The organism is Paenibacillus sp. J31TS4 (assembly GCF_018403265.1).
Classification (GTDB): domain Bacteria; phylum Bacillota; class Bacilli; order Paenibacillales; family NBRC-103111; genus J31TS4.
On the sequence record NZ_BOSI01000001.1, the window covers coordinates 52151 to 75510 of the forward strand.

Sequence of the window (23360 nt, forward strand, 5' to 3'; positions counted from 1 at the left end):
GCTTGCGCGCAGGGACGAACGGCCTTATGCGTACAGGCAGATGCGAATTGGAGGAAAGCCCATGAGCTTTTTTAAACGACTGAAGGAGAACATTTCCCGCCAAACCGAGGCGGTCACGAACAAATTCAAGGAAGGCCTGACGAAGACGCGGGATGTGTTCGTCGAGCGGGTCGAGGACCTCATCCTCCGCCGCAAAAAAATCGACGAGGAGTTCTACGAGGAGCTGGAGGAAATTCTGATCGGCGCCGATGTCGGCGTAACGACCGTCCTGAAGCTGATCGACGAGCTGCGCGTCGAGGTGCGCAAACGGCGCATTGAGAACGCCGAGGAGCTCCGCCCGGTGCTGTCCGAGAAGCTGGTCGGCCTGCTCCGCGGGGAGCAGGACAATTCGCTTCATTTGAACGAGAACGGTCTGTCCGTCATCCTGGTCGTCGGCGTGAACGGCGTCGGCAAGACGACCTCGATCGGCAAGCTGGCGCACCGCTTCAAGCAGCAGGGCAAAAAAGTGCTGCTTGCCGCGGGCGATACGTTCCGGGCCGGAGCGATCGAGCAGTTGGAAATTTGGGGCGAGCGTGTCGGCGTGGACGTCATCAAGCAGCAGGCCGGCTCCGATCCGGCGGCCGTCATGTACGACGCCGTGCAGGCAGCCAAATCGCGGGGCGTGGATATTCTGCTGTGCGATACCGCAGGGCGTCTCCAGAACAAGGTCAATTTGATGGAAGAGCTGAACAAAATCTACCGGGTCATCCAGCGGGAAGTGCCGGATGCGCCGCATGAGGTGCTGCTCGTACTGGATGCGACGACCGGACAGAATGCGCTGAATCAGGCAAAGCTGTTCGGCGATAAGACCGGACTGACAGGGCTTGTCCTGACCAAACTCGACGGCACCGCCAAGGGCGGCATCGTCATTGCCATCCGCCAGGAGCTCGGCCTGCCGGTCAAATTCGTCGGCCTCGGCGAGAAGATGGACGATCTGGAGGAATTCAACTCCGATCAGTTCGTGCACGCTCTGTTTGCGGGGCTGATCAAGGAAGAGGATCTGGCCGAGGAGGCTTGAGCGGACCGGAACGGACTGCCAGACTTGACGGCGTGAAGCTTGCCGTACAGCCAAACCCCCTTTGTCTCCCGCTATGGGAAGGCAGAGGGGGTTTGGCACTTCCGGCGAGAGTGTGACGCGGGCAGCTGGAAGGAAAGCGGAAAGCGGGAATAGGGGGATAGGCGAGATAGGCGGGATAGGCTCAACCGGGACGCTCATCCTATTGGGACACCGGCTGTATGATTAGACCGGCAAGCGGATCTGCCAGCTTCCGTTTCCGTCAAAAAGTGGTACAATGGACCGGTTATGACCATTGTACCGTAGGGAGTGGAATCGGTTCTGAAGAAATGGTGGCCGCAGCAGGCGGGGCTTGTTCTCGCCGCGTATTTGTTTCTGACTTGTTATTTTAATCTGGTTCCGCTTCTGGTGCCTATGAACGATGGCCTGCGGGCACTGCATTTGCTGGCCTTCTTTCCAGTCGCCTACGCGGTGGCCAGATGCCTGTTCCGCAGAGGGCTCGATCTGTACGGCATCGTGAGGGTTCCGGGTTGGCACAGGAACCTCGGCATCGGCTTCCTGCTGGGGGCCGGTGCGTGGATTGTCCTGTTTGCGCTCTACTTCGGACTGGGCCGCTACCACTATAATGGGATGAACGGCGGCGGTCAGGCGGCGCTTGCTTTGGCTGTCGTGCTGTTCGGCTACGGCGTTGGGTCGTTCATCAGCGACATGATCGTCCGCGGCCTTCTGTTTAGCGGACTCCGGAACAGCCTGCCTCCGGCCGCCGTGTTCCTCGCAGCGCTCGTATTGTATGCGCTTGACGATGTCTGGTACGAAGGGCTGCAGGTCCAGAATACAGTGTTCTCGCTGGCACTTGGACTCAGCCTGACCTATGCCTATGCCCGCACGAACACCGTCTGGGCCAGCGCCGGTATCCACTTTGGCCTGAATACGGTCTATGGCTTGTTCTTCGGTGTCTCCGGCCGGATCGGGGATGGCGTGTTCACATTCACGGAGACAGGGAATTCTTCCCTGCTGCTGACATGGCTCTCTACTCTCCTCTCGCTTCTGCTGTTCGTTGGCGTCTGGCTCCTCCGGCATCAGCTGGCGGCGAGACGTGAGCCGCTGCAGCTTAAGCAGGAACCGGCGGCTCGTGGGAGGCGGACCGACACCGTCTCCCGGTAGCCGGACCGCAAGGATCTCTCGGTAGACGTATCTAGTCTTATTCGAATTTTGGCAGAAGCAAGGAGCATGACGATGAAGGCGAATCCCGTATTAGACGAAGCCCAATGGCGCGTGCTGCTCGAGGAGATAGCGGAAACCTATCGAGAGGTGACGCTCAGCCGGGGCTTTCAATATTTCAAGCAGGAACGTGTCGAGTCGCTGGTCCATGCCGGGAACGGCGAGATTCAGGCGAGGGTGGTCGACGAGGAGCCGTACCTGGCCACGCTCCGGCTGGACGACTTCCGATCGAGCTCGTGCACATGCCCGATGCACAAGGCCTGCAAGCATCTGGCGGCAGCCGTCATGGCGCTGGCCGACCGGTACGGCTTTCCGGCCTCCCGGATCGTGAACGCGAAGCACGCCGTGAAGCAGGCGGCGAATGCTTCCTTGTCCGAGCAGATCGGGCAGCTGGAAGGGCTAGACGTCATCGGCTGGCATAGGACGCTCGAACGGTTAGCCGCTCGGGTTGCACCGTCTCAGCTCCCTGGAGACTACGCCCACCGGCTCCGCCAGCAGGTTGAGGCGATTCAGAGAAGCGATACGGCGCTCCATCCGGCGGACTGGAACTGGTTCGAGCTTCACCGGGAGCTGTTCCTGCTGCACAAAGAAAAGGAAAGTCTGGCGCGCGCAGGGGGGCGTCCCCTCGCTTCCTTGCCGCTCTATCGGCAGCATGAAGCGGTGGAGGCGGGACTCCGGGAGCGGACGAGCGGCCTGGACATTCCGCACAGCGGCCATCGGCTCACGGAGACGCTGCAATATATGAGGCAGCAGATGGCGCGGAATGCAGCGGGAGACTACCTGGATTACGGCCTTTACACCGCCATGTGGCAGGCATGGGTCGCCCCGTTTCGGGATGCTGCCGTCCGGGCCGAGGAGGAGCTCGCCGGGATCGAGGAGCAGCGGACCGAGTCTGTCTCGCCGTCCTTGGCGGCGGCCGAGGCTTTTTTGCTGCTGACACTCTCCCGTGCGGATGAGGCCTGGGAGGCGGCAGCCGCAATCGGCCCGTCCAGGCAGACGCCCCCCGGTATTCTGCTGACCTTCTTCCGGCAGCTCGCCGATGCGGGCTGCTGGCAGGAGCTGGCCGATTGGCTGCGCCAGGGAGCCTCCTCCTTCTATGGCCGGAGGGATGAAGAGCTGCAGGCGTATGCCGACTGCTGGCAATTGGCCGCCGAGCATGTGCCGGGGGCGGAGAAGCAGATGTGGGAGGCGCTTGCGGGCATGCTCCCTCATTCCCTCTGGCTCCTCGAGAAGCTCCTCTACGAGAAGCGCAGCTGGGCAAAGTGGATCGAGCTGCAAATTCTTCAGGAACGTGATCCCCTCCATCACCGGGTAAGCGTTCTGCAGCCGATCGAGAAGGAAGCGCCCGAAGCGCTCCTTCCGTATTATCATCAAGCCGTCGCCCGCTGCCTCGGGCTGAAGAACCGCCATGCCTACAAGCAGACGGTCCGGCTGTTGAAGCGGCTCCGCAACGCCTACAAGAGAAGCGGACGGGAAGCCAGCTGGGACCGCTTCTTGGCCGATTTTGCTCAGCGGAACAGCCGGCTGCGGGCGCTCCAGGAAGAAATGAGGAAAGGAAAGCTGCTGGAATGAGCCTGATCTTGCACGACTTGACACTGTATATAAGGCTGACGGACAGCGGAGACGCTCTCTTGTGGGGGCAGCAGGATGGAAGGGACCTTGCGGGCGAGCAATTCCGCAACGTTCTGTTCGCCTGGCATGAGCCTTCTCTTTACGGGACTGCTCTTGAGCTGAAGCAGGCGGGGGAGCTGGCCGTAACGGTTCTGCCCGCCGAGCAGGTCCTTCCTTTTTTCGCCGATCCGGCCTCCTTGGAGGTCGTACGCTGGGAGGGAGGAGACGCACCGACGCGTGAGTGGCTGGCAGCGGCGCCGCTTCTGTACCGGGAAGCCCGGGAGGGCCGGTATCAGCCCAGCCTCCGCTCATACCGCCGCGGGAAGCTGCAGTGGACGTGGGAGACGGACAGCGAGCAAGCTCGGGAGCTGAATTGGGAGTCGCTCCAGGAGCTTGCGGTGGCGGGCCGGGAGCTGTCCGGACTAGAGGCCGCTTTCTCCGCCGCCGTCAGCAGCCTCTATTATGCCGACGAAGCGGCAGCGGCGGACCTGCGCCGGGAGTATCCGGCTCTCGCTAACGTCCCGCAGACGGCGGAAGGCGCGGCGAGCTATACCGAGGAGGAATGGCTTGCCGCGCTCGGATGGCGGCCGGATACGGCTCCCTTCCGTCCCGCGCTGCAGCTGCTCGAGCCGGATGAGGAAGAGGACACCTGGCGCCTCCGCCTCGTGCTCCAGGAGAAGCAGGACGTTTCGGCGCTTGTCCCTGTCCGCCTGACGCAGGAAGGGGACGTGCTCGGCGCCTGGGCGAGCGATTGGACGCCCTATATCCGGGAGCGGGCTCCCGGCTGGGCGGCGAGGCTCACTGCGGCGCTTCCCGCCCTTGCGGCGGGCCGTGAGCTGTTCGCCGACCCGCTGAGCGACGAGGCCGCCTGGCGGTTCCTGACAACCGACAGCCGCGCCCTGCTGAGCGATGGCTGGACGGTCATGCTTCCCAGCTGGTGGGAGGCGGCCTCGCAGCGCAAGCCGCGCCTGCGCGCGCGGGTCGCTCCGGAGGCCGGGGCCGCGGGACGTTCGCTGTTCGGGCTCGGCTCTCTCGTCGAGTTCGACTGGCGGATCGCCATCGGGAAGAGCGACCTGAGCGAAGCGGAATTCGCGGAGCTGCTTGAGCGCAAGGAACGGCTCGTCCGGTTCCGCGGCGAGTGGGTGCTGCTGGATCCCGCCCTGTTGGAGCAGATCCGCCGGTTTATGGCGGGCATCCGGCCAGAGGAGGGCTTATCGCTGCAGGACGTTCTGCAGCTTCACCTCCTGCGCGAGGAGGGGCGGAGGCGGCCCGGCACCCCTCGTTCCGCCGGAGGGGACGAGGAAGAGGAAGACGACCGGATCCAGCTGGAGGTCGAGCTGAACGCGCACCTCCTGACGATGCTTCGCCGGCTGAGCCAGCCGGCCGAGCTGGAGGCGCTCGAGCAGCCGGCGGGTCTGCGAGCCGAGCTTCGGAGCTACCAGCGGGAAGGCTTCACCTGGCTCAGCTTTCTCCGCCGATTCGGGCTCGGCGCCTGCCTTGCCGACGACATGGGGCTCGGCAAGACAGTTCAATTCATCGCCTACCTGCTCCACCACCGGGAGGAAGCGGACGCACCCGCCCTATTGATCTGTCCCACCTCCGTGCTGGGCAACTGGCAGAAGGAGCTGGCCCGCTTCGCGCCCGAGCTGAACGTGCATCTTCGCTACGGCAAAGGCCGGGTGGGCGGTGAGGAATGGAACGCTGTCCTGGAAGAGGCGGACGTCGTCCTCACTTCGTATACGACTGCGCTGCTTGACCAGGAGATGCTGCAGGAGGTCAGCTGGAGCTCGCTCTGTCTGGATGAGGCGCAGAATATCAAGAATGCGCAGAACAAGCAATCTGCCGCCGTCCGTTCCTTCCAGGCGCGGCACCGCATCGCCCTGACGGGGACACCGATCGAGAACCGGCTGTCGGAGCTGTGGTCCATTTACGATTTTCTCAATCCCGGTTACTTGGGAACCCAGCGGGGGTTTCAGCAGCGGTTCGCCCATCCGATCGAGAAGGACCGCGACGAGGAAAGGACGCGTCAGCTGCAGAGCTTGGTCAAACCCTTTTTGCTGCGGCGCAAAAAACAGGACCCCGCCATCCAGCTGGACTTGCCGGACAAGTTGGAGACGAAGGTCTATATCAACCTGACGGCCGAGCAGGGAGCGCTGTACGAGCAGGCAGTCAAGAAGCTGATGGAGCGCATGGATACGCTCGAGGGGATGAAGCGGAAAGGGGCGATTCTCTCCGCCCTGACCGAGCTGAAGCAGCTGTGCGACCATCCTGTGCTGCTGACGGAAGAGGCAGAGGAAGCCGGGGAAGCGCTGCGCTCCGAAGCGTTCCGGGAAGCGTTCTTGGCACGCTCCGCCAAGGCCGATCGGCTCGTCGCGATGGTCGACGAGCTTCGGAACGAGGGGGACTCTTGCCTGATCTTCACCCAGTACGTCGGCATGGGGCGCCTCCTCGCCCGGCTGCTGCAGGCACACCGGGACGAGCCCGTGTTGTTCCTGAACGGCGGAACGCCGAAGGCGGAGCGGGACCGGATGATCGAAACGTTTCAGAGAGCGGACGAAACCAGTCCCGGCATCTTCGTGCTGTCGCTCAAGGCGGGAGGCGTCGGCCTCAATCTGACCGCGGCCAACCACGTGTTCCACTTCGACCGCTGGTGGAACCCGGCTGTCGAGAACCAGGCGACCGACCGCGCATACCGGATGGGACAAAAGCGGAACGTCCAGGTGCATAAATTCATTTCCTATGGCACGCTCGAGGAGAAAATCGACGAGATGCTGGAGAGCAAGCTGAGCTTGAGCGAGAATGTTATCGCGACGTCGGAAAGCTGGATTACCGAGTTCTCCGACGACCAGCTGCACGAGCTGCTGGCGCTCCGGCAGGCCTGGTAAGCCGGCGGGCAGCGGCGGTGTGCGCCTCTGCCGGCTGCAGCCCGACTCGGGCGGCCGGGCTGTCCACCGGTTAAAAGAAGCAAAAAACGACCCGCCGATGGCTGAGTGCCGATCGGCCGGTCGTTTTTGTGCTTTTCTTCTCCATGACGTCATGCTGGAGTCTGCTCCAGGCCCAGGTCGCTGCCTGTCCGTACTCTCATTAACCCAGGGTTTCCCCAACCAGGACTTCCCTAGAACCTCCAAAGCAGGGCCAGCTTCGATCGGCGCTGCCGAGGAGAAGGTCAGGCAGAACAGGACCTAGAGCGGAGACAAGAGCGTTCGGCAGAATAAGCCGAACAGACGAGGCGTCTCAGTCGTAGTCCATCGTGACCCGAATATCCTGGTCATAATGCCCGAAGCCGCCGCCGAACAGACTGATCCCACCCGGATGCGTGGCATCCGGCAGCGAGGCGAGACGCAGCCGAATGTCCTCCCCGTTCTGCAAGCCGAGCTCGGCCAGCGTGACGCCGGAGAGCCGGACGCCGTCCAGGAGGGTGCCCGTCTCCGTAATCTGCAGCGATTTGAGGAGACCGAATTGGGTATTGGGCGGCTGCCACCAGGCGGGCGTCAGAGCCCCTCGCTGGCTGCCGAAGTCTCCGGGGCAAGTCCAGACGCCCACCAGACGGCCTTGCAGAAAGAACGAGATATCCGAGGGCCACCGGTCGTTGGAGCCGGGCGCCTCGGAGCAAATCTCCAGCGAAATCGTCAGTCGGGTGATCCGCTGCTGCCCGAGCAGGTAATTCGGCAGCCGGTATTCAACGTACCCTTCGCTGAACCACAGATGAGCGGCTTCCGTCCGGGCGGGGTCCGAGAAATAGCGGGGATCGTCGAGCAAGCCGATGATCCGGTCCCGGGCGACGAGGCCGCAAGTCGGCTTTACTGCGTACTCGCTGTACTGGCCGATCGGCACGGACAGCTCGTGGCGGCGCCCACTATCCGGTGAGCGTCCGGGCTGCTCGGGGATATGGCCGAAGAACAGCGTGACTCGCTCGGGCACGACCGAACACCGCTTCTGAGAGCCGCGAACCCCCGGCACCGACTCGCATCGGACCAGGCCGGTGCCTTCCAGCTTCTGAACATGCCGGGTTATGATAGCGGACGACATGCCGAGCGCCTCGGCCAGCTCCTTGATGTTGTGAGGCCGTTCGTAAAGCAATTCCAGCAGATGGAGCCTCGTTTCGGAGCCTAACGCTTCGAAAAAAGCGGTATGCCGGCGGGTGACTTCGATAAGAGACAGCATGGCGGACCAACACCTCGCAATATTCATTTTCCTCCACTATATAACCAAAAAGTTAATCAAACAAGAATCGTTGACAGCCAGGAAAAACATGAAGTATGATCACGATAATAGCCGGATAGTGGCTCAATAATGATAACTAAACAGTTAAGTTAATGGAGGGATCCCGGATGTCCGCTGCAAGAACCGAATACCCCCGTCCGCAATTCCGGCGGGATGATTGGCAGACGCTGAATGGGGAGTGGAGCTTCGCCTTCGACGATCGGCGCGCCGGTCTGAAGGAGAAGTGGCAGAAGTCGAAAGAGCCGTTCGCACGAACCATTCAAGTCCCGTTTCCGTTTGAAAGCAAGCTGAGCGGCATCGGAGAAACCGAATTTCACAGTGTGGTCTGGTACAGCCGGTCGTTCCAGGTTCCCCAAGCTTGGGCAGGCCGGCGGATCGTGCTTCATTTCGGCGCCGCGGACTACCAAACCTCTGTTTGGGTGAACGGAGAGCTTGCCGTCACCCATGAGGGAGGCCACACTCCCTTCTTCGCTGACATTACCGACTTGCTGAGAGCGGCCGACAACCGGGTAACGGTCCGCTGCGAGGACAACCCGCTTGATCTGGAGATGCCGCGCGGCAAGCAGTACTGGAAGGAGAAGTCCGCAAGCATCTTCTATACCCGCACGACGGGGATCTGGCAGCCGGTCTGGCTGGAGGCGGTGCCGGAGCGGCACCTGGCCAAGGTTCGCTTGACTCCGGATTTGGACCGGAGAGAGATCGCCTTCCAGGCGATCGTAAACGGCTATGATGCCGGGGTCAAGCTGCGCCTCCGGACGGTCATTGCCTTCGAAGGCCGGGAGCTTGCGGCAGACGAATACGAGGTGACGGGACCTATCGTAGCGCGGTCCATCCGCCTCCGGGAGCTTCGGGATCACGGCCCAGTCCGGCAGTGGTCGCCGGAAACGCCGAACTTGTACGATATCTCGTTTACGCTGTTCGAGGGAGGACAACCCGCAGACCGGGTCGATAGTTATTTCGGCATGCGGAAGGTGTCGATCGAGAACGGTCGCCTCTGCTTGAACAACCGGCCTTACTTTCTCCGGTTCGCACTCGACCAAGGGTATTTCCCCGACGGCATCCTGACCGGGCCGAGCGACGAGGCTTACCGGAAAGATGTCGAGCTGGCCAAGCAGATGGGCTTTAACGGCGTGCGTAAGCATCAGAAGGTTGAGGATCCGCGCTTCCTGTATTGGGCCGACAAGCTGGGCCTGCTCGTCTGGGGAGAGATGGCGAACGCCTACGACTATTCCGCGGAATACGTCCGGCGGATTACGCGGGAATGGCAGGAGGCCGTCGACCGCGATTACAACCATCCCTGCATCATGGCGTGGGTGCCCCTGAATGAAAGCTGGGGAGTGCCGGACATCCAGCTCGATGCGCAGCAGCAGCATCATGCGAGGACGCTGTATCACTTGACCAAGTCGCTTGATTCGACCCGGCCGGTCGTCTCCAACGACGGCTGGGAAATGGTGGAGACGGACCTGTTCGCTATTCACGATTACCAGTGGCGCCGGGACGTGCTGGAGCGGACCTATGCCGACGCCGAGACCGCGGTGACAAGCCTTCCGGCCAACCGCCAGCTGGCGGTGGGGGGCCATGCGTACGCGGGCCAGCCGATCCTCGTCACAGAATTCGGGGGCATTGCATTCAAGCAGAGCGAATGGGAGGGCTGGGGATACTCGGGCGCGTCCGACGAAGCTGACTTCCTGCGGCGGCTGCGCGATGTCGTCGCTCCGCTCGTCACCTCCCCAGTCGTGCAGGGCTTCTGCTATACCCAACTGACGGACGTTGAGCAGGAGATCAATGGGCTGCTTACGTATGAAAGGAAGCCCAAGGCTCCGCTTGAGAAAATTCGCGAAATCATTGAAATGAAGCGTTACTGACGCATCAATAGCGCACCATTACGAAGCGTCTCCAACCGGTCGGGAGACTAGCCCGGATCAGGCTGTAAGGGATGCCGCGGCTGCAGACGATGGGGCGAGCGGAAGATCGATGGGACTAGGCGGGGCGGGCGGCATGTTACGGTCAGGACCGCGGGCGGGCGGCATGCTGCGCCTCTCCCGGGAAGACGAGGAATTTTTGGGCGGAATGGTATATAATAATCGGAGGAGCTTGTCTGCCCAAAGGAGAGAACGACCATGAACATCCCGCTTCCCCACTATTTGTACACTCTGCTGACGGTTCTGTTCGCTTCCAGCGTCATTGTCGTCAGACTGAAAGCGGCCAATCGACCGGTGACGGCCCGCAAGCTCATCGCGCCTCCGCTCGGCATGAGCACCGGCTTCCTCATGTTCGTCGCTCCCATTACCCATATTCCAGTGCTTTGGGGACTAGGGGCTTTTTTGGCGGGGGCGCTGCTGTTCTCGCCGCCTCTGATCGCGACTTCCAAGTTCTATACGTCCGGAAGCCAGGTGTATATGAAGCGTTCGATTGCTTTCGCCTTCATTCTCATCGGGCTGCTGGCCGTCCGGACGCTTTTGCATGGCTATCTGGAGAACTATATGACGATTCCGCAGACGGGGGCGCTCTTCTTCCTGCTTGCGTTCGGGATGCTCTTGCCGTGGCGCGTTGTTATGTATTGGCGGTACAAGCAGTTTTCTTCCAAGGAAACCGCCGCCACTCCCTAAAAAATTTAGAATCTCGCATGGAAAATCAAAAACGGACAAAGCCAGTCGGCAAGCCGGAGGACCCGATCCTCCGGCTTTTTGCCGTTTCCGGGATTGGAACAAGGTGACAGGGTCTGTCATAATTTGGCCTGTTTCTTTTCGACAAAATTCGTTTAAGATGGAATAGGGTTTCGGCAAGAAGCTTGGTGTCTCTTTTTCTTCCATAGAGCACTTACCCGGGACCAAGACGATGGAAATCGCTTTCATCTCCGGCTAATTCCGGATCGCAGCAATTGACTCTTTAGGCAGAAGGAAGGTAGACATATGAAGAAAAAGAGAAAATTTGGCCTGGCGATTCAGATCGTCATCGGTCTGATCCTAGGGATTGTGGTAGGTGCTATTTTTTACGGCAATCCCGGCGTGAGTACCTACCTGAAGCCGTTAGGGGATATCTTTATCCGCCTGATCAAAATGATTGTCGTGCCGATCGTCGTTTCGTCGCTCGTCATCGGGGTAGCCGGGGTCGGAGACATCAAGCAGCTCGGACGACTGGGCGGTAAAACGATCCTGTACTTTGAGATTGTCACCACGATCGCCATTCTCATCGGCCTGCTCGCAGCGAACATCTTCCAGCCGGGCGCCGGCCTGAACATGAACGAGCTGTCGAAGGGCGACATCGGGTCGTATCTGCAAACGACGGAGACGGCCAAGAGCCACGGCTTCATTGATACGTTCGTTAATATTGTGCCCACAAACATCTTTCAAGCGCTCACCTCGGGCGATATGCTCGCCATCATTTTCTTCTCCGTTATGTTCGGTCTTGGCATAGCGGCGATCGGCGAGAAGGGCGCACCGGTTCTCAAGTTTTTCCAAGGAACCGCGGACGCGATGTTCTGGGTGACCAACCAGGTCATGAAATTCGCGCCGTTCGGAGTTTTCGCGCTGATCGGCGTCACGGTTTCCAAATTCGGTCTGTCGTCGCTCATTCCGCTCGGCAAGCTGGTGCTCCTCGTCTACGGGGCGATGATTTTCTTCGTGATCGTCGTATTGGGACTGGTCGCCAAGATTGCAGGCACGAGTGTCTTCTCGCTGATGAAGATTTTGAAGGACGAGCTCATCCTGGCTTACTCGACAGCCAGCTCGGAGACGGTTCTACCGAATATTATGCGCAAGATGGAAAGCTTCGGCTGTCCAAAGGCGATCGCATCGTTCGTCATCCCGACCGGTTATTCCTTTAACCTGGACGGCTCGACGCTGTACCAGGCGCTCGCCGCCATTTTCATCGCACAGATGTATGGCATTCATATGCCGATCTCCAGCCAAATTACGCTGATGCTGGTTCTGATGGTCACATCCAAAGGAATTGCGGGCGTACCGGGCGTCTCGTTCGTCGTCCTGCTGGCTACGCTCGGCTCGGTCGGCATTCCGGTAGAAGGCCTCGCCTTCATCGCCGGCATCGACCGGATCCTCGACATGATGCGGACCGTCGTTAACGTAATGGGGAACTCCCTGGCCGCCGTGGTCATGTCGAAATGGGAAGGCAAGTACGACGAAGCCAAAGGCAAAGCGTACCTGGCCGAACTCAATAACGCCGATGCCAAATCGGTCGCCATGTAAAGAAGCAAACTCTACGTTGCATGACGTCCGGGCAAACCGCCCGTATCAAATCAGATAACCGCAGACAGCCGTCCGGAATTCCGGGTGGCTGTTTTTTTCGCTTGACCCTACCATTCATGTCATGGTTTATACTGAATGCGAAGCGAAAAACGAGGGGGAGGGAAGAGTGAAAATAGGCGAGCTTGCACGGCGGACCGGTGTCAGCATCCGCTCCCTGCGTTACTACGAGGAGCAGGGCCTGCTGAAGCCGGAACGCGGGGACAATGGATACCGGGAGTATTCGGTATTGGCGGAGGAACAAGTGCGCACTATCCAGTTCTATCTCGGCTTGGGCTTGTCGACCGAGCAGATCGCGGGGTTTTTGCAATGCGTCCTGATCCATAAGGAAGCGTTCTGTTCGGAGGTGCTGCCCGTCTACGAAAAGAAGCTTGCCGAAATCGAGGAACAGCTCGCGCTGCTTACCGCCATCCGTTCCAATCTAATGGAGCGGATCGCTTACATCCGGGCGGAGAGTACAGAAGAGGAGGAACGATAAAATGAGCATTCGGGAAATGGATACGCAAGCGTTCGAAGAGGCGATAGAAAGAAAGGGAACGATGCTGGTGGAGTTTGGCGCTGTCTGGTGCCCGCCCTGCCGGGTGCTGCTTCCCATTCTGGAGGAGATCGAGAAAGAAAGGGAAGGACGGCTGCCTGTCTGGAAGGTCGATTGCGACGCATCGCCCGAGCTGGCGGCGCGGTTTGGCATTACGGGAATGCCGACCGTTCTGGTCTTCCGGGACGGGGAGCCCCAGGAGCGCCTCGTCGGGCTGCAGTCGAAGCAGGCTTACCTAACGGCGCTTGCCCGTCATGCCGAGTAGGCGGGCAAAAAGGGTCGTTATAAAACCAGTCTCCCGGGTTTTTACCGGGAGACTGGTTTGTTTACATAACAAATATTATAAATCCCTTACTTCACAATCATGACCGGGCAGGAGGCACGCTTCGCCACCTTGTGGCTGGTGCTGCCGAGCACGAATTCCTGCAGCTTGTTCAGTCCGCGGCTCCCCAGGATGAGAACGTCGAACGTCCGGCTGTTGGCATACTCGACGACGGTGATGTCCGGCTCTCCGTTTACGAAAACCTGCTCGTAAGCGACGCCTTTATCCTCCGCCAACGTACGAACGGGCCGCAGCGCCTCCGACCGTTCGTTCAGAATTCGCTCCCGGTCCCGCTCGAGATCGTCCTCCCGCTCGAAGGCCGGATCCTCCAGTACATGCAGAATGGTCAGCTTGGCGCCCGGCGACAGCTTGGCCAGGGTGACGGCGCGCTCGGCGGCGCGCAGCGAATGAGGCGAGCCGTCGGCGGCCAGCAGAATGTTGCGGTACATAGGCAATCCCTCCTAGACATTGTTCTTGCCTTCCCGTTTCTTCCATACTGCCACCGGGTCTGCCAAAAGTCAAAAAAGGGTGACAAGGAAAATCACTTGACATGGGCAAGTACGTAAAGTAAAATAGGCAACGTTGAAGGTGTAAAGGTGTTTTTCTTTACAGGAGGTGCAGCGATGGCGGAAGCGAACGCATTGGAGAAGACGACTCGCGTCAACTTGCTGTTTGACTTTTACGCCGACCTGCTCACGGACAAACAGCGGACATTCCTGGCCTGCTATTTCCGCGACGATTATACGCTCGGCGAGATTGCCGCTGATTTTGCCATCACCCGGCAGGCCGTGTACGAGCATATCAAGCGCGCAGGCCAGATGCTGGAGGACTACGAGGCCAAGCTCGGCCTCCTGGCGAAGCATGAACAGAGAATCCGCCAGGTGCGGGAGATCGAGATGCTGCTGCATCAGTCCGCTCCTCACAGCCTGGACACCGTCGCCCCCTTGTTGGAACGGCTGCTGAGCGTCGATTGACGCGCGGATGCTGTGCTTGAATATAGGGGTTCTAATAGAGAGTACTAAGAGGAATAGATGAACAAACAGAACGAATCAGATTTCTAGCAAGAAGGAGGTGGACCGCATGGCATTTGAAGGATTGTCGACCCGTCTGCAGAACGTATTCGGCAAGCTGCGGGGCAAGGGCAAGCTGACCGAGGACGACGTGAACGAGGCGCTGAGGGAAGTGCGGCTCGCGCTTCTCGAGGCGGACGTCAACTTCAAGGTCGTCAAGGATTTCATCAACAGGATCCGGGAGCGCGCCGTCGGCCAGGAAGTGCTGAAGAGCTTTACGCCGGGCATGGTCGTCATCGATATCGTCAACAAGGAATTGACCGCGCTCATGGGCGGCACCCAGAGCAAGCTCGCCAAGTCGAACCGGCCTCCGACCGTCATTCTGATGGCCGGTCTGCAGGGCGCCGGCAAGACGACGACCTCCGGCAAGCTGGCCCGCCTTCTGCAGAAGCAGAACCACAAGCCGCTGTTGGTCGCCTGCGACATCTACCGGCCGGCCGCCATCAAGCAGCTTCAGGTGGTGGGCGAGCAGGTCAAGGTTCCCGTCTTCACGATGGGCGACCAGGTGAGTCCGGTGGAGATTGCCAAGAACGGCGTTCAATATGCAAAGGACAACAACCTCGATTATGTGCTGATCGATACCGCGGGACGGCTCCACGTCGATGAAGCGCTCATGGAAGAACTGCAGAACATCAGCAAGGAAGTCAAGCCCGACGAAGTGCTGCTCGTCGTCGACGCGATGACCGGCCAGGACGCGGTCAACGTGGCGGAGAGCTTCCACAAGCAGCTTGAGCTGACGGGCGTTGTGCTGTCCAAGCTGGACGGCGACACCCGCGGCGGCGCCGCAATCTCCGTCAAGGCGGTCACTGGCTGCCCGATCAAATTCGCGGCGCTCGGTGAGAAGATGGACGCTCTGGAGCCGTTCTATCCGGATCGGATGGCGTCCCGGATTCTCGGGATGGGCGACATGCTGACGCTGATCGAGAAGGCTCAGACCGGCATCGACGCCGAGAAGGCTAAGGAAATGGAGAAGAAGCTCCGCAATGCGGAATTCACCTTCGAGGATTTCCTTGACCAGATGGAGCAGATGAAGAAGATGGGGCCGCTTGACCAGCTGCTGGAGATGCTTCCCGGCATGAACAAGGTCAAGGGGATGAAGGATCTCAAGATCGACGATCGGCAAATGGACCGGGTCGTCGCGATCGTCAAGTCGATGACGACCGAGGAGAAGCGCCGGCCGGAGCTGCTGAATGCGAGCCGGAGGAAGCGGATCGCGGCAGGCAGCGGCAACTCGATCCAAGAGGTCAACCGGCTCATCAAGCAGTTCGAGGATATGCGCAAGATGATGAAGCAGTTCTCGGGTATGATGGGGCCCAAGGGACCAAAGGGACTCAAGGGCAAGCTCGGCAAAGGCTTCAAGTTCCCGTTCGGTTAACCGTAAGCGAACGCTTCGCCGTTCGATGCGGGCAGCAAGTGAATTCTTGTAAGGAGGTGAAAGTTCATGGCAGTTCGTATTCGTTTGAAGCGTATGGGTGCTCACAAAGCCCCTTTCTACCGTCTGGTGGTTTCGGATTCCCGCTCTCCTCGTGACGGCCGTTTTATCGAGGAAATCGGTACTTACAATCCGCTGACCCAGCCGGCATCGGTGCAAATCGATGAGGAGAAGGCTCTCAAATGGCTGAGCAACGGCGCGCAAGCGTCCGACACCGTTCGCAACCTGTTCAGCAAAGCCGGCATCATGACCAAGTTCCACGAGTCCAAGCTTCAGAAATAATCCGTTCCGAATATAACGGAGGTTTCGCATGAAGGAATTGATTTACGTAATCGCCAAGGCGTTAGTGGATCATCCGGAAGAAGTTTCAGTGAACGTTGTGGACAACAAGCAGGCGACTGTTTACGAGCTTACCGTGCATCCGTCGGATGTCGGCAAGGTAATCGGCAAGCAGGGGCGGATAGCCAAAGCACTGCGGACCGTCGTCGCTTCGGCGGCGGTGAAAGAAAACAAACGCGTCCTGGTCGAGATCGTGTCCTGATCCCGGCCGGCACGGCGGCAGGGAAGGGGTAGGGAGACCTAGCCCTTTTGCTGTCTATGCCTATCTATTTCAATCGGAGGTCGTTCATGAGCGGAAAACTGTACAATGTCGGCAAAATCGTCAATACCCACGGCACGCGGGGGGAGCTGAAGATCGTTCTCCAAACGGACTTCCCCGAGGAACGGTTCGAGCCGGGAAGCCGGCTGCTGCTGATCGATCCGGCGCAGAGCACGGAACTGCCGGTCGTCGTTGAAGCGGGCCGTCCGCAAAAAAACGTCTACCTTGTCCGGTTTTCCGGTCTGAATGACATTAACCTCGTCGAGAAGTACAAGGGCTGGTCGATCAAAATCCGCGAGGAGGACATGGGCGAGCTCGAAGAAGGAGAATACTATCACCATCAAATCGTCGGCTGCACCGTGCGAACGGAGGAAGGCGAGGAGCTGGGGACGGTAAGCGAGATCCTGACCCCGGGGGCGAACGACGTCTGGGTAGTCGCCCGGCCGGCCGGCAAGCCCCTTCTGCTGCCGGTGATCGACGACGTCGTTCTCTCCGTCGATGTCCAGGAGAAGCTCATCACGGTCCGCCTGATGGAAGGGTTGCTCGATTAAGATGAAGATTGACGTGTTAACGCTCTTCCCGGAGATGTTCGAGGGCGTGTTCGGCGCGAGCATTCTCGGCAAGGCGCGGGATAAGGGGATCGTCTCTCTCCGAACGATCAACTTTCGCGAGTATGCGAACAACAAGCACAATACAGTCGACGATTATCCGTACGGCGGCGGGGGAGGAATGGTGCTGAAGCCCGAGCCGATCTTCACGGCCGTCGAGGAGCTGACCGAGGGACAGTCCACCCGTCCGCGGGTTATTCTGATGTGCCCGCAGGGCGAGCCGTTCACGCAGCGCAAGGCGGAGGAGCTGGCCCGGGAGGAGCATCTCGTCTTCGTCTGCGGCCATTACGAGGGGTACGACGAGCGGATCCGCGAGCATCTGGTTACGGACGAGCTGTCGATCGGCGACTATGTGCTGACAGGAGGAGAACTTCCGGCGATGGTCATCATCGACAGCGTGTCCCGTTTGCTGCCGGGTGTTCTCGGCAACGAGACGTCGGCGGTCACCGACTCGTTCAGCACCGGCCTGCTGGAATACCCTCATTACACGCGTCCGGCCAAATTCCGTGACTGGGAGGTGCCGGAGGTGCTCTTGTCCGGCCACCATGGCCGGATCGAGGAATGGCGCCGTCTCCAGGCGCTGGAGCGGACATATCGGAGAAGACCGGAGCTGCTGGACGACCTTGAGCTGACCGAGCGGGAGCGCAAGTGGCTTGGCGCGCTTCGGGAAGCGGATGAGGCTGAGAGGGAGAGCGGTACTGGAGAAGGCTGAGGTCCCTCTCGAAAAATCTCTTTTCTTTTGTCTTGTGTTTCTTGGTTGGTTATGGTAGTATAAAGCCGTTGTGGTTTTTGTGATTCTGGTGGTCCTCTACGCCGAGCACCGTATGCAAATGATGGCGGAATGAACACCTGTGCGGAAGGAGGAAGTCCTATATGAATTTGGTACAAGAAATTACGAAAGAACAACTGCGTTCGGATCTGCCGAACTTTCGTCCTGGCGATACTCTGAAAGTATACGTTAAGGTAATCGAGGGAACCCGCGAACGGATCCAGATGTTCGAAGGCGTCGTGATCAAGCGTCGCGGAGGCGGAATCAGCGAAACCTTTACGGTTCGCAAGATTTCTTACGGTGTTGGGGTAGAAAGAACATTCCCTCTGCATACTCCGAAAATCGACAGAATTGAAGTGGCTCGCCGTGGTAAAGTTCGTCGCGCTAAGCTCTACTACCTGCGCGGACTTCGCGGGAAAGCTGCTAGAATCAAAGAAATTCGATAAGAACCGAAGGGGCTTGCATACCAAGCCCCTTTTCCTTTCCTATCTTACCCTATACGGGCAGACCCGAGCTTGTCCGCTCGTCAGTGCGCCGGCCAGCGGCAGGAGCGTCATTCCGCTTCCCGCTGGCCCGGCCTGCTGCCGGCCGGACGAGCTGCGAATGCCGGCGTATCTACCTATAGAGGAACCAGGACATCGAACCGAAGAAAGCAGGTGCCGGACTTGGAACAGGATAACTTGGAACCTAAAGAGGCTTCCGTCAAGAACGAAGTGTGGGAATGGGTGAAAGCGCTCGTCATTGCGGCGGTGCTCGTCTTTTTGATCCGCTGGTTCGTGTTCGCTCCCTTCATTGTAGACGGCCCATCCATGGAACCGAACTTCTATACGGGAGAGCGGCTCATCGTCAGCAAGATCGTGTACACGTTCCGGGAACCGAAGAGGGGTGAGGTCGTGGTGTTTCACGCACCGGCAGGCAGAGACTATATCAAGCGTGTCATCGGGCTTCCGGGTGAAACGGTCAAAATTGCGAATAATAAAATCTATATCAACAATGAAGAGCTGAAGGAGCCGTATCTCGTCGAAGCGGTCAACAACGCGCTCACGAACGGGGAGATGTATAACCGGGATTTTCCGGAGACCAAGGTGCCGGAAGGCAGCGTCTTCGTCCTCGGCGACAACCGGCTGAACAGCCAGGATAGCCGGGCGGCATCCGTCGGCTCGGTACCGTTCAACAAGATCGTCGGCCGGGCGGATGTCATCTTCTGGCCGCTCGACAAGTTCAGCTTTGTCAACCATAACTAATAACGGAAAGACGGGAGAGGTGTTCCTTTGACGATACAATGGTTTCCGGGCCATATGACACGGGCCCGCCGGCAGATCCAAGAAAAGCTCAAGCTGATCGATCTGGCCATTGAACTGTTGGATGCAAGGATTCCCCTGTCCAGCCGCAATCCGATGATCGACGAAATTTTGGGGGGCAAGCCGCGTCTCGTGCTGATGAACAAGGCCGATCTGGCCGATCCTGCCGTGACGAACGCTTGGGACGCTTATTTTCGCGAGCGGGGGCTCGACGCTCTGGCCATTGATTCCGCGACGGGCAACCAGGTCAAGGAAATCGTGCCCAGAAGCCGCAAGCTGCTCGCGGACAAAATCGAAGCGCAAATCCGCAAGGGGATGAAGCCGAGACCGATTCGCGCGCTCATCGTCGGCATCCCGAACGTCGGCAAATCGACGCTCATCAACCGGCTGGCTGGCCGCAAGGTAGCCCTTACCGGGGACAAGCCGGGTGTAACCAAAGGACAGCAATGGATCCGGATCGCAGGCGAACTGGAGCTCCTCGATACGCCGGGCATTCTGTGGCCCAAGTTCGAGGATCAGACCGTCGGCCTGCGCCTCGCGGTTACGGGTGCGATCAAGGATGACATCCTGCATGCAGAGGAAATCGCCTTTTTCTTTATCCGGTATATGCTGCAGCATTATCCGGTTGCGCTGCGGGAGAGATTCCAGCTGGACGAGCTGCCCGAAGATCCTTCGGACAACGAGCAGGTTGTGCAGGTGATGGAGGAGATCGGCCGGCGCCGGGGGTGTCTGCAGGGAGGAGGCTTCGTCAACCTGGACAAAGCCTCGACGCTCATTCTCCGCGAGCTGCGGTCGGGCAAATTCGGGCGGATCTCTCTTGAGACGCCGGCCGAATGGACGGACGGGAATTAACGAAGATCGATAAGCCACTCGGGAGAGTGGCTTTTTTCCTGTTGGTCTGGCAAAAAGCATCCTACTAGTTCCGGCAAGAGGAACGGATGCTATAATAAGAGGAGCCTGTCAGCGGGTTAGGCGTTGCGCGGCTGACGGATGCCCGGATGGTCATAGCTTACAAGGGCATACCGGCCGCAGCGACGCAGGCAAGGGGGACAACCGAGATGCTGGAATACGAAAACCGATTATGGGCGGAGCAATACCGCCATATAGCAGGCGTCGACGAAGTTGGACGCGGATGCCTGTTCGGCGACGTGGTGGCGGCCGCCGTTATATTGCCGCCGCATCTGGAGCTTGAGGGCGTGGACGACTCCAAGAAGCTGTCCGCCAAAAGGCGTGAGCAGCTGTATGAGCTCATTATGGAACGGGCGGTGGCCGTCGGCATCGGCACGGTGGATGTCGCGACGATCGACCGAATCAATATCAAGCAGGCGGCCCGTCTCGCCATGAAACGGGCCTTAGATGGGCTTCCGATCCAGCCGGATCATCTGCTGGTCGATGCCGAACGGGTAGAATGCGATACGCCCCAGCTGGCGATCGTTCACGGCGATGCCTTGAGCCAGTCCATCGCCGCGGCCTCTATCGTCGCCAAAGTAACGCGCGACCGGCTCTGCCTGCAATGGGATCTGGAATATCCCGAATATGGAATCGCTGTACATAAAGGGTATGCGACAAAGGTGCACCGGGAGGCGATTCTTGCTTACGGTCCTTGCCCGGACCACCGCAAGTCGTTCCTCGGCAAGCTGCTCGCCGTTCAGGAAGTGCTGTTCTGAGGCCGCTCGCTGGCTGCCGAACCTCATAAAGACCGGGACGTCTGCCGATATAGACGAGGAGACATTCGTACGGCTACGAGCGCAAGAGGAGGCGGACGCGAGATGAATATTGGACAGCTGCTGCGCAGTCTGACGGGAACGGTCCGCCCAGGGGAACCGTCTGTGCTTAATCTGAAGCCGGGCCAGCTCGTAAAGGGGCAGGTGCTTCAGATGCTGGATGGAGGAGAGGCACTGCTCCTCATCGATGGCGTGAAGCTCAAAGCCCAGCTGGAAACTCCGCTGCAGGCGGGACAGCAGGTGCTGCTCCAGGTGCAGGCGGAGGAGCGGGACGGCATGGCGGTGCTGAAGCCGATGGAGGGAGCAGTGCCCCCGTTGACCGAAGAAGGGGCCGAGCAGCTGCTCCGCCAGCTGGGGATCGCGGGTAGCGGGCCGCAACATCGCGAAGCGGTCCGGCTGCTGCAGGGCGCCTCGCTTCCGCTGCAGCGGGAGACGGTCGAAGCGCTTGCCCGCGTCCTGGCGGCGAAGCCGGGCTCAGTGGAGCCGGGCAGCTGGGCGCAGGCGGCGGTCGTTGCGGCGAGCCGCGGACTGCCGCTCGAGCCGGACACGGTGGCGGCGGTGCACCGCGTCATCGCCGGTCCACCGCTCGCCGCCTCGCTGGCGCAGCTCGAGCAGCTGGCCGGTCAGGCGCTGGCCTCCGGCGAGCCGGCGGACGGCCCCGCACGCGGCGCGCTGCGCGAGCTGCTCGAAGCGGCCGCCGCGCTGCGCCGGCTAGCTGCCGCGCCCGGCGGCGGGCCGGCGTCCGCGAGCAGCGGCCCGGGCGCGGCGCCTCCGAGCGGCGCTGCCGCTGCGGCGCAGCCGCAGGGTGCCCCGCCGGGGGCGCTCGCCGGCGAAGCGCCGCAGGCGGCCACGGGCCGAGCGCCCGCGGCGGAGGCGCCGTCCGGGGCGCCAGCGCCGGCTGCGCAGGCCGCGCCGGCGAGTGCCGCGCGCGGCGAGGCCGCTGCTGCGCCGCGGGCCGAAGCTGCGCTGGCGGGCCAGGCCGCGCCCGGCGGGACGCCGCAAGGCCCGGCCGCAGCCGCGGCGAGCGCTGGCGCCGCAGCGCCCGGGCCCGCGTCAGCGGCGCCAGGCGGCACGCTGGCGGCCGGCGAGGCTGCGGCGGGCCCGGCGGCGCAGCCGGAGGCGGCGGGCGATGGCGGCGGCGCGTGGCTGGCGCGCGTGCTGAAGGCGATTGGCGTCGACTACGAGCGCCAGATCGCGAGTCGGCTGCTAGGCGGCAGCGCCGAAGCCGATGGCACGCCGGAGCGGCCGGGAGGACCGGGGGCCGACAGCAGGCCGGCGCCCGGAGCCCAGCCGCCGGGTGCTCTGCCCGTGCTGGCTCCCGCGGACCAGCCGGCAGCTGAGCTGGCATCGCTGAAGAGCGCGCTGCTGCGCCTGTCGGCTAGCGGAACGGAGCTGCCGGCTCCGCTGCGCGAGGCGGTCCAGCAGACGCTGCAGCACGTGACCGGGCAGCAGCTGCTGCTTGCCGCCGACCGGACCAATCCGCTCGCCTATGTGACCGTAACCGTGCCGCTGCAGGTTGGCGAGCACCGCCGCGATGCGGCGGTCCACATCCAGTCGCGCCGGGAAGGAACCGGACGGCTGGACGCAGCCAATTGCCGGCTGCTGTTCGATTTGCAGATGGACCGGCTCGGGCCGACGCTCGTTGATGTGCTGGTCGTGGACCGGGCGGTCAGCGTCACGGTCCAAACGGACCATCCAGCCGCCGGAATCCTTCTGGAGAGCGGCAAAGAAGCACTCGCCGGCCAGCTGGAGCTGCTTGGCTTTCCCTACGTGACGATGCGGACGACTCCGATGACGCGCGAGGAGCAGGTGGAAAATGCCCTCCCGGCGTCGGAGCCGGGCAGCCGTTACGCGGCCAAACGGTATAAAGGAGTCGATATGCGCATATGAGGCAGGGCGAAGCCGGAAGGCCGGACGAGCAGACGGAGCCAAGGGAGCAGACCAAGCGGGCGGTCGCGCTCAAATATTCGCCGGGGGAGCGGACGGCGCCCGTTGTCATTGCCAAAGGCCGGGGAGAAGTGGCCGAAACGATTTTGAAGAGGGCACGGGAGCACGACATTCCCATCCAGCAGAACGCTTCGCTGGTAGAGGTGCTGGCCAAGCTCGATCTTGATCAGGAAATTCCGCCCGAGCTGTACGGGCTCGTCGCCGAAATATTGAAGCTCGTCTACGAGACGGACCGGCAGGCGAGTGGGATGGAGGGGAATGGATGACGCAGTCCCATAACAGCCGCCGGGAGGCGGGAAGACGCGGAGAAGAGGCGGCGGCCTCCTTCTTGGTAGAGCAGGGATATGCGATCCTGCAGAGGAACTGGCGATGCCGGTCGGGGGAGCTGGACATCATCGCGGAGGAACAGGGGACGCTTGTCTTCGTGGAGGTCAGGAGCCGGAGGCAGGGAGGCGCGTTCGGAACGCCAGAGGAGTCGGTCGACTGGCGCAAGCAGAAGAAGGTGCGCGAGACGGCGCAGGTGTATCTCCATCTGACCCGCCAGTGGGAGCGGAGCGTACGCTTTGATCTGGTCGCCGTGCGGACAGGATCGGACGGAGAGATCGCCGGGATGACGCTGCTGCGGCACGCGTTTTAATGGCCTTCTCTGGCTGGCCAGGAAGGACAGGTAAGGCATGGTAAG

Annotated in this window: 24 protein-coding genes; 22 read left to right on the forward strand and 2 right to left on the reverse strand. The window is 60.8% G+C overall.

The annotated features are described in order from the left end of the window. Positions 1–61 precede the first annotated feature (61 nt). From ftsY to KJS47_RS00270, 4 genes are all read left to right on the forward strand, one after another. Positions 62–1057, forward strand: coding sequence for a signal recognition particle-docking protein FtsY (gene ftsY / locus KJS47_RS00255; protein ID WP_213521759.1), 996 nt, complete (start codon positions 62–64; stop codon positions 1055–1057). Positions 1058–1363: 306 nt separating this feature from the next. Beyond that, positions 1364–2218, forward strand: a complete 855-nt coding sequence (locus KJS47_RS00260) for a CPBP family intramembrane glutamic endopeptidase (RefSeq protein WP_213521760.1) — start codon at positions 1364–1366, stop codon at positions 2216–2218. 72 nt (positions 2219–2290) lie between these two features. Next, a complete protein-coding gene (locus KJS47_RS00265; RefSeq protein WP_213521761.1) occupies positions 2291–3847 on the forward strand; it encodes an SWIM zinc finger family protein in 1557 nt (518 codons plus the stop codon). After that, positions 3844–6771 carry a DEAD/DEAH box helicase gene (locus KJS47_RS00270; RefSeq protein WP_213521763.1) on the forward strand — a complete coding sequence of 976 codons (2928 nt, stop codon included), beginning with the start codon at positions 3844–3846 and terminating at the stop codon, positions 6769–6771. The genes KJS47_RS00265 and KJS47_RS00270 overlap by 4 nt, the downstream gene beginning before the upstream one ends. Before the next feature lie 349 nt (positions 6772–7120). On the opposite strand, the gene KJS47_RS00275 is transcribed toward KJS47_RS00270, so the two are convergent. Beyond that, the gene (locus tag KJS47_RS00275; RefSeq protein WP_213521765.1) at positions 7121–8050 is read right to left on the reverse strand and encodes an ArsR/SmtB family transcription factor; all 930 of its coding nucleotides are present in this window, start codon (positions 8048–8050) and stop codon (positions 7121–7123) included. Positions 8051–8217: 167 nt separating this feature from the next. Here KJS47_RS00275 and KJS47_RS00280 point away from each other — a divergent pair, with 167 nt between their 5' ends. The 5 genes from KJS47_RS00280 (at position 8218) to KJS47_RS00300 (ending at position 13172) form a co-directional block, all read left to right on the forward strand. Beyond that, positions 8218–9975, forward strand: a complete 1758-nt coding sequence (locus tag KJS47_RS00280) for a glycoside hydrolase family 2 protein (RefSeq protein ID WP_249716006.1) — start codon at positions 8218–8220, stop codon at positions 9973–9975. Positions 9976–10230: 255 nt separating this feature from the next. Beyond that, positions 10231–10719 carry a CcdC family protein gene (locus KJS47_RS00285; protein ID WP_213521768.1) on the forward strand — a complete coding sequence of 163 codons (489 nt, stop codon included), beginning with the start codon at positions 10231–10233 and terminating at the stop codon, positions 10717–10719. A gap of 303 nt (positions 10720–11022) precedes the next feature. Further along, positions 11023–12315: a cation:dicarboxylate symporter family transporter gene (locus KJS47_RS00290; RefSeq protein ID WP_213521769.1), complete on the forward strand. Its 1293-nt coding sequence runs from the start codon at positions 11023–11025 to the stop codon at positions 12313–12315. A gap of 166 nt (positions 12316–12481) precedes the next feature. Then, a complete protein-coding gene (locus KJS47_RS00295; RefSeq protein WP_213521770.1) occupies positions 12482–12850 on the forward strand; it encodes a MerR family transcriptional regulator in 369 nt (122 codons plus the stop codon). A 1-nt stretch (position 12851) separates the two neighbouring features. After that, entirely contained in the window at positions 12852–13172 is a 321-nt protein-coding gene (locus tag KJS47_RS00300; protein WP_213521771.1) for a thioredoxin family protein, read from the forward strand. An 86-nt stretch (positions 13173–13258) separates the two neighbouring features. Here the strand turns inward: KJS47_RS00300 and KJS47_RS00305 are convergent, their stop codons facing one another. Next, on the reverse strand, positions 13259–13678 hold the full coding sequence (locus KJS47_RS00305) for a universal stress protein (protein WP_213521772.1): 420 nt from the start codon (positions 13676–13678) through the stop codon (positions 13259–13261). A 174-nt stretch (positions 13679–13852) separates the two neighbouring features. Between KJS47_RS00305 and ylxM the strand changes: the two genes are divergently transcribed. The 13 genes from ylxM to KJS47_RS00370 all read left to right on the forward strand — a co-directional run bounded on the left by ylxM (position 13853) and on the right by KJS47_RS00370 (position 23315). Further along, a complete protein-coding gene (gene ylxM, locus KJS47_RS00310; protein ID WP_213521773.1) occupies positions 13853–14203 on the forward strand; it encodes a YlxM family DNA-binding protein in 351 nt (116 codons plus the stop codon). Between the two features lie 106 nt (positions 14204–14309). After that, entirely contained in the window at positions 14310–15674 is a 1365-nt protein-coding gene (ffh, locus tag KJS47_RS00315) for a signal recognition particle protein (RefSeq protein WP_213521775.1), read from the forward strand. A 66-nt stretch (positions 15675–15740) separates the two neighbouring features. Beyond that, positions 15741–16013, forward strand: a complete 273-nt coding sequence (gene rpsP / locus KJS47_RS00320) for a 30S ribosomal protein S16 (RefSeq protein ID WP_213521777.1) — start codon at positions 15741–15743, stop codon at positions 16011–16013. A 28-nt stretch (positions 16014–16041) separates the two neighbouring features. Next, positions 16042–16272 carry a KH domain-containing protein gene (locus tag KJS47_RS00325; RefSeq protein WP_213521780.1) on the forward strand — a complete coding sequence of 77 codons (231 nt, stop codon included), beginning with the start codon at positions 16042–16044 and terminating at the stop codon, positions 16270–16272. 86 nt (positions 16273–16358) lie between these two features. Continuing rightward, positions 16359–16880 (forward strand): ribosome maturation factor RimM, encoded by a 522-nt coding sequence (gene rimM, locus KJS47_RS00330; protein WP_213521782.1) that lies wholly within the window; start codon positions 16359–16361, stop codon positions 16878–16880. A 1-nt stretch (position 16881) separates the two neighbouring features. Continuing rightward, positions 16882–17649, forward strand: coding sequence for a tRNA (guanosine(37)-N1)-methyltransferase TrmD (trmD, locus tag KJS47_RS00335; protein WP_213521784.1), 768 nt, complete (start codon positions 16882–16884; stop codon positions 17647–17649). Between the two features lie 161 nt (positions 17650–17810). Then, positions 17811–18152, forward strand: a complete 342-nt coding sequence (gene rplS / locus KJS47_RS00340; RefSeq protein ID WP_213521786.1) for a 50S ribosomal protein L19 — start codon at positions 17811–17813, stop codon at positions 18150–18152. Positions 18153–18371: 219 nt separating this feature from the next. Beyond that, positions 18372–18950, forward strand: a complete 579-nt coding sequence (lepB, locus tag KJS47_RS00345; RefSeq protein ID WP_213521788.1) for a signal peptidase I — start codon at positions 18372–18374, stop codon at positions 18948–18950. Positions 18951–18977: 27 nt separating this feature from the next. Then, positions 18978–19859: a ribosome biogenesis GTPase YlqF gene (gene ylqF / locus KJS47_RS00350; RefSeq protein ID WP_213521790.1), complete on the forward strand. Its 882-nt coding sequence runs from the start codon at positions 18978–18980 to the stop codon at positions 19857–19859. Between the two features lie 146 nt (positions 19860–20005). Then, entirely contained in the window at positions 20006–20674 is a 669-nt protein-coding gene (locus tag KJS47_RS00355; RefSeq protein ID WP_213521792.1) for a ribonuclease HII, read from the forward strand. Positions 20675–20776: 102 nt separating this feature from the next. Continuing rightward, positions 20777–22621: a hypothetical protein gene (locus tag KJS47_RS00360; protein ID WP_213521794.1), complete on the forward strand. Its 1845-nt coding sequence runs from the start codon at positions 20777–20779 to the stop codon at positions 22619–22621. After that, positions 22618–22944: an EscU/YscU/HrcU family type III secretion system export apparatus switch protein gene (locus KJS47_RS00365; RefSeq protein WP_213521796.1), complete on the forward strand. Its 327-nt coding sequence runs from the start codon at positions 22618–22620 to the stop codon at positions 22942–22944. Before KJS47_RS00360 ends, KJS47_RS00365 begins: the two co-directional genes overlap by 4 nt. Next, positions 22941–23315: a YraN family protein gene (locus KJS47_RS00370; protein ID WP_213521798.1), complete on the forward strand. Its 375-nt coding sequence runs from the start codon at positions 22941–22943 to the stop codon at positions 23313–23315. Before KJS47_RS00365 ends, KJS47_RS00370 begins: the two co-directional genes overlap by 4 nt. The last annotated feature ends 45 nt before the right edge of the window (positions 23316–23360 follow it).

What these genes read in the sequence shown, in the direction of transcription:
- rimM (WP_213521782.1), top strand. Translation starts at nt 16,359, where the DNA reads ATGAGCGGAAAACTGTACAATGTCGGCAAAATCGTCAATACCCACGGC.
- trmD (WP_213521784.1), top strand. Translation starts at nt 16,882, where the DNA reads ATGAAGATTGACGTGTTAACGCTCTTCCCGGAGATGTTCGAGGGCGTG.
- KJS47_RS00275 (WP_213521765.1), bottom strand. Translation starts at nt 8,050, where the DNA reads ATGCTGTCTCTTATCGAAGTCACCCGCCGGCATACCGCTTTTTTCGAA.
- KJS47_RS00365 (WP_213521796.1), top strand. Translation starts at nt 22,618, where the DNA reads ATGAGGCAGGGCGAAGCCGGAAGGCCGGACGAGCAGACGGAGCCAAGG.
- KJS47_RS00270 (WP_213521763.1), top strand. Translation starts at nt 3,844, where the DNA reads ATGAGCCTGATCTTGCACGACTTGACACTGTATATAAGGCTGACGGAC.
- KJS47_RS00355 (WP_213521792.1), top strand. Translation starts at nt 20,006, where the DNA reads ATGGTCATAGCTTACAAGGGCATACCGGCCGCAGCGACGCAGGCAAGG.
- KJS47_RS00325 (WP_213521780.1), top strand. Translation starts at nt 16,042, where the DNA reads ATGAAGGAATTGATTTACGTAATCGCCAAGGCGTTAGTGGATCATCCG.
- KJS47_RS00280 (WP_249716006.1), top strand. Translation starts at nt 8,218, where the DNA reads ATGTCCGCTGCAAGAACCGAATACCCCCGTCCGCAATTCCGGCGGGAT.
- KJS47_RS00290 (WP_213521769.1), top strand. Translation starts at nt 11,023, where the DNA reads ATGAAGAAAAAGAGAAAATTTGGCCTGGCGATTCAGATCGTCATCGGT.
- KJS47_RS00285 (WP_213521768.1), top strand. Translation starts at nt 10,231, where the DNA reads ATGAACATCCCGCTTCCCCACTATTTGTACACTCTGCTGACGGTTCTG.
- KJS47_RS00300 (WP_213521771.1), top strand. Translation starts at nt 12,852, where the DNA reads ATGAGCATTCGGGAAATGGATACGCAAGCGTTCGAAGAGGCGATAGAA.
- KJS47_RS00360 (WP_213521794.1), top strand. Translation starts at nt 20,777, where the DNA reads ATGAATATTGGACAGCTGCTGCGCAGTCTGACGGGAACGGTCCGCCCA.
- rpsP (WP_213521777.1), top strand. Translation starts at nt 15,741, where the DNA reads ATGGCAGTTCGTATTCGTTTGAAGCGTATGGGTGCTCACAAAGCCCCT.
- KJS47_RS00265 (WP_213521761.1), top strand. Translation starts at nt 2,291, where the DNA reads ATGAAGGCGAATCCCGTATTAGACGAAGCCCAATGGCGCGTGCTGCTC.
- KJS47_RS00370 (WP_213521798.1), top strand. Translation starts at nt 22,941, where the DNA reads ATGACGCAGTCCCATAACAGCCGCCGGGAGGCGGGAAGACGCGGAGAA.
- ftsY (WP_213521759.1), top strand. Translation starts at nt 62, where the DNA reads ATGAGCTTTTTTAAACGACTGAAGGAGAACATTTCCCGCCAAACCGAG.
- rplS (WP_213521786.1), top strand. Translation starts at nt 17,811, where the DNA reads ATGAATTTGGTACAAGAAATTACGAAAGAACAACTGCGTTCGGATCTG.
- ffh (WP_213521775.1), top strand. Translation starts at nt 14,310, where the DNA reads ATGGCATTTGAAGGATTGTCGACCCGTCTGCAGAACGTATTCGGCAAG.
- KJS47_RS00305 (WP_213521772.1), bottom strand. Translation starts at nt 13,678, where the DNA reads ATGTACCGCAACATTCTGCTGGCCGCCGACGGCTCGCCTCATTCGCTG.
- ylxM (WP_213521773.1), top strand. Translation starts at nt 13,853, where the DNA reads ATGGCGGAAGCGAACGCATTGGAGAAGACGACTCGCGTCAACTTGCTG.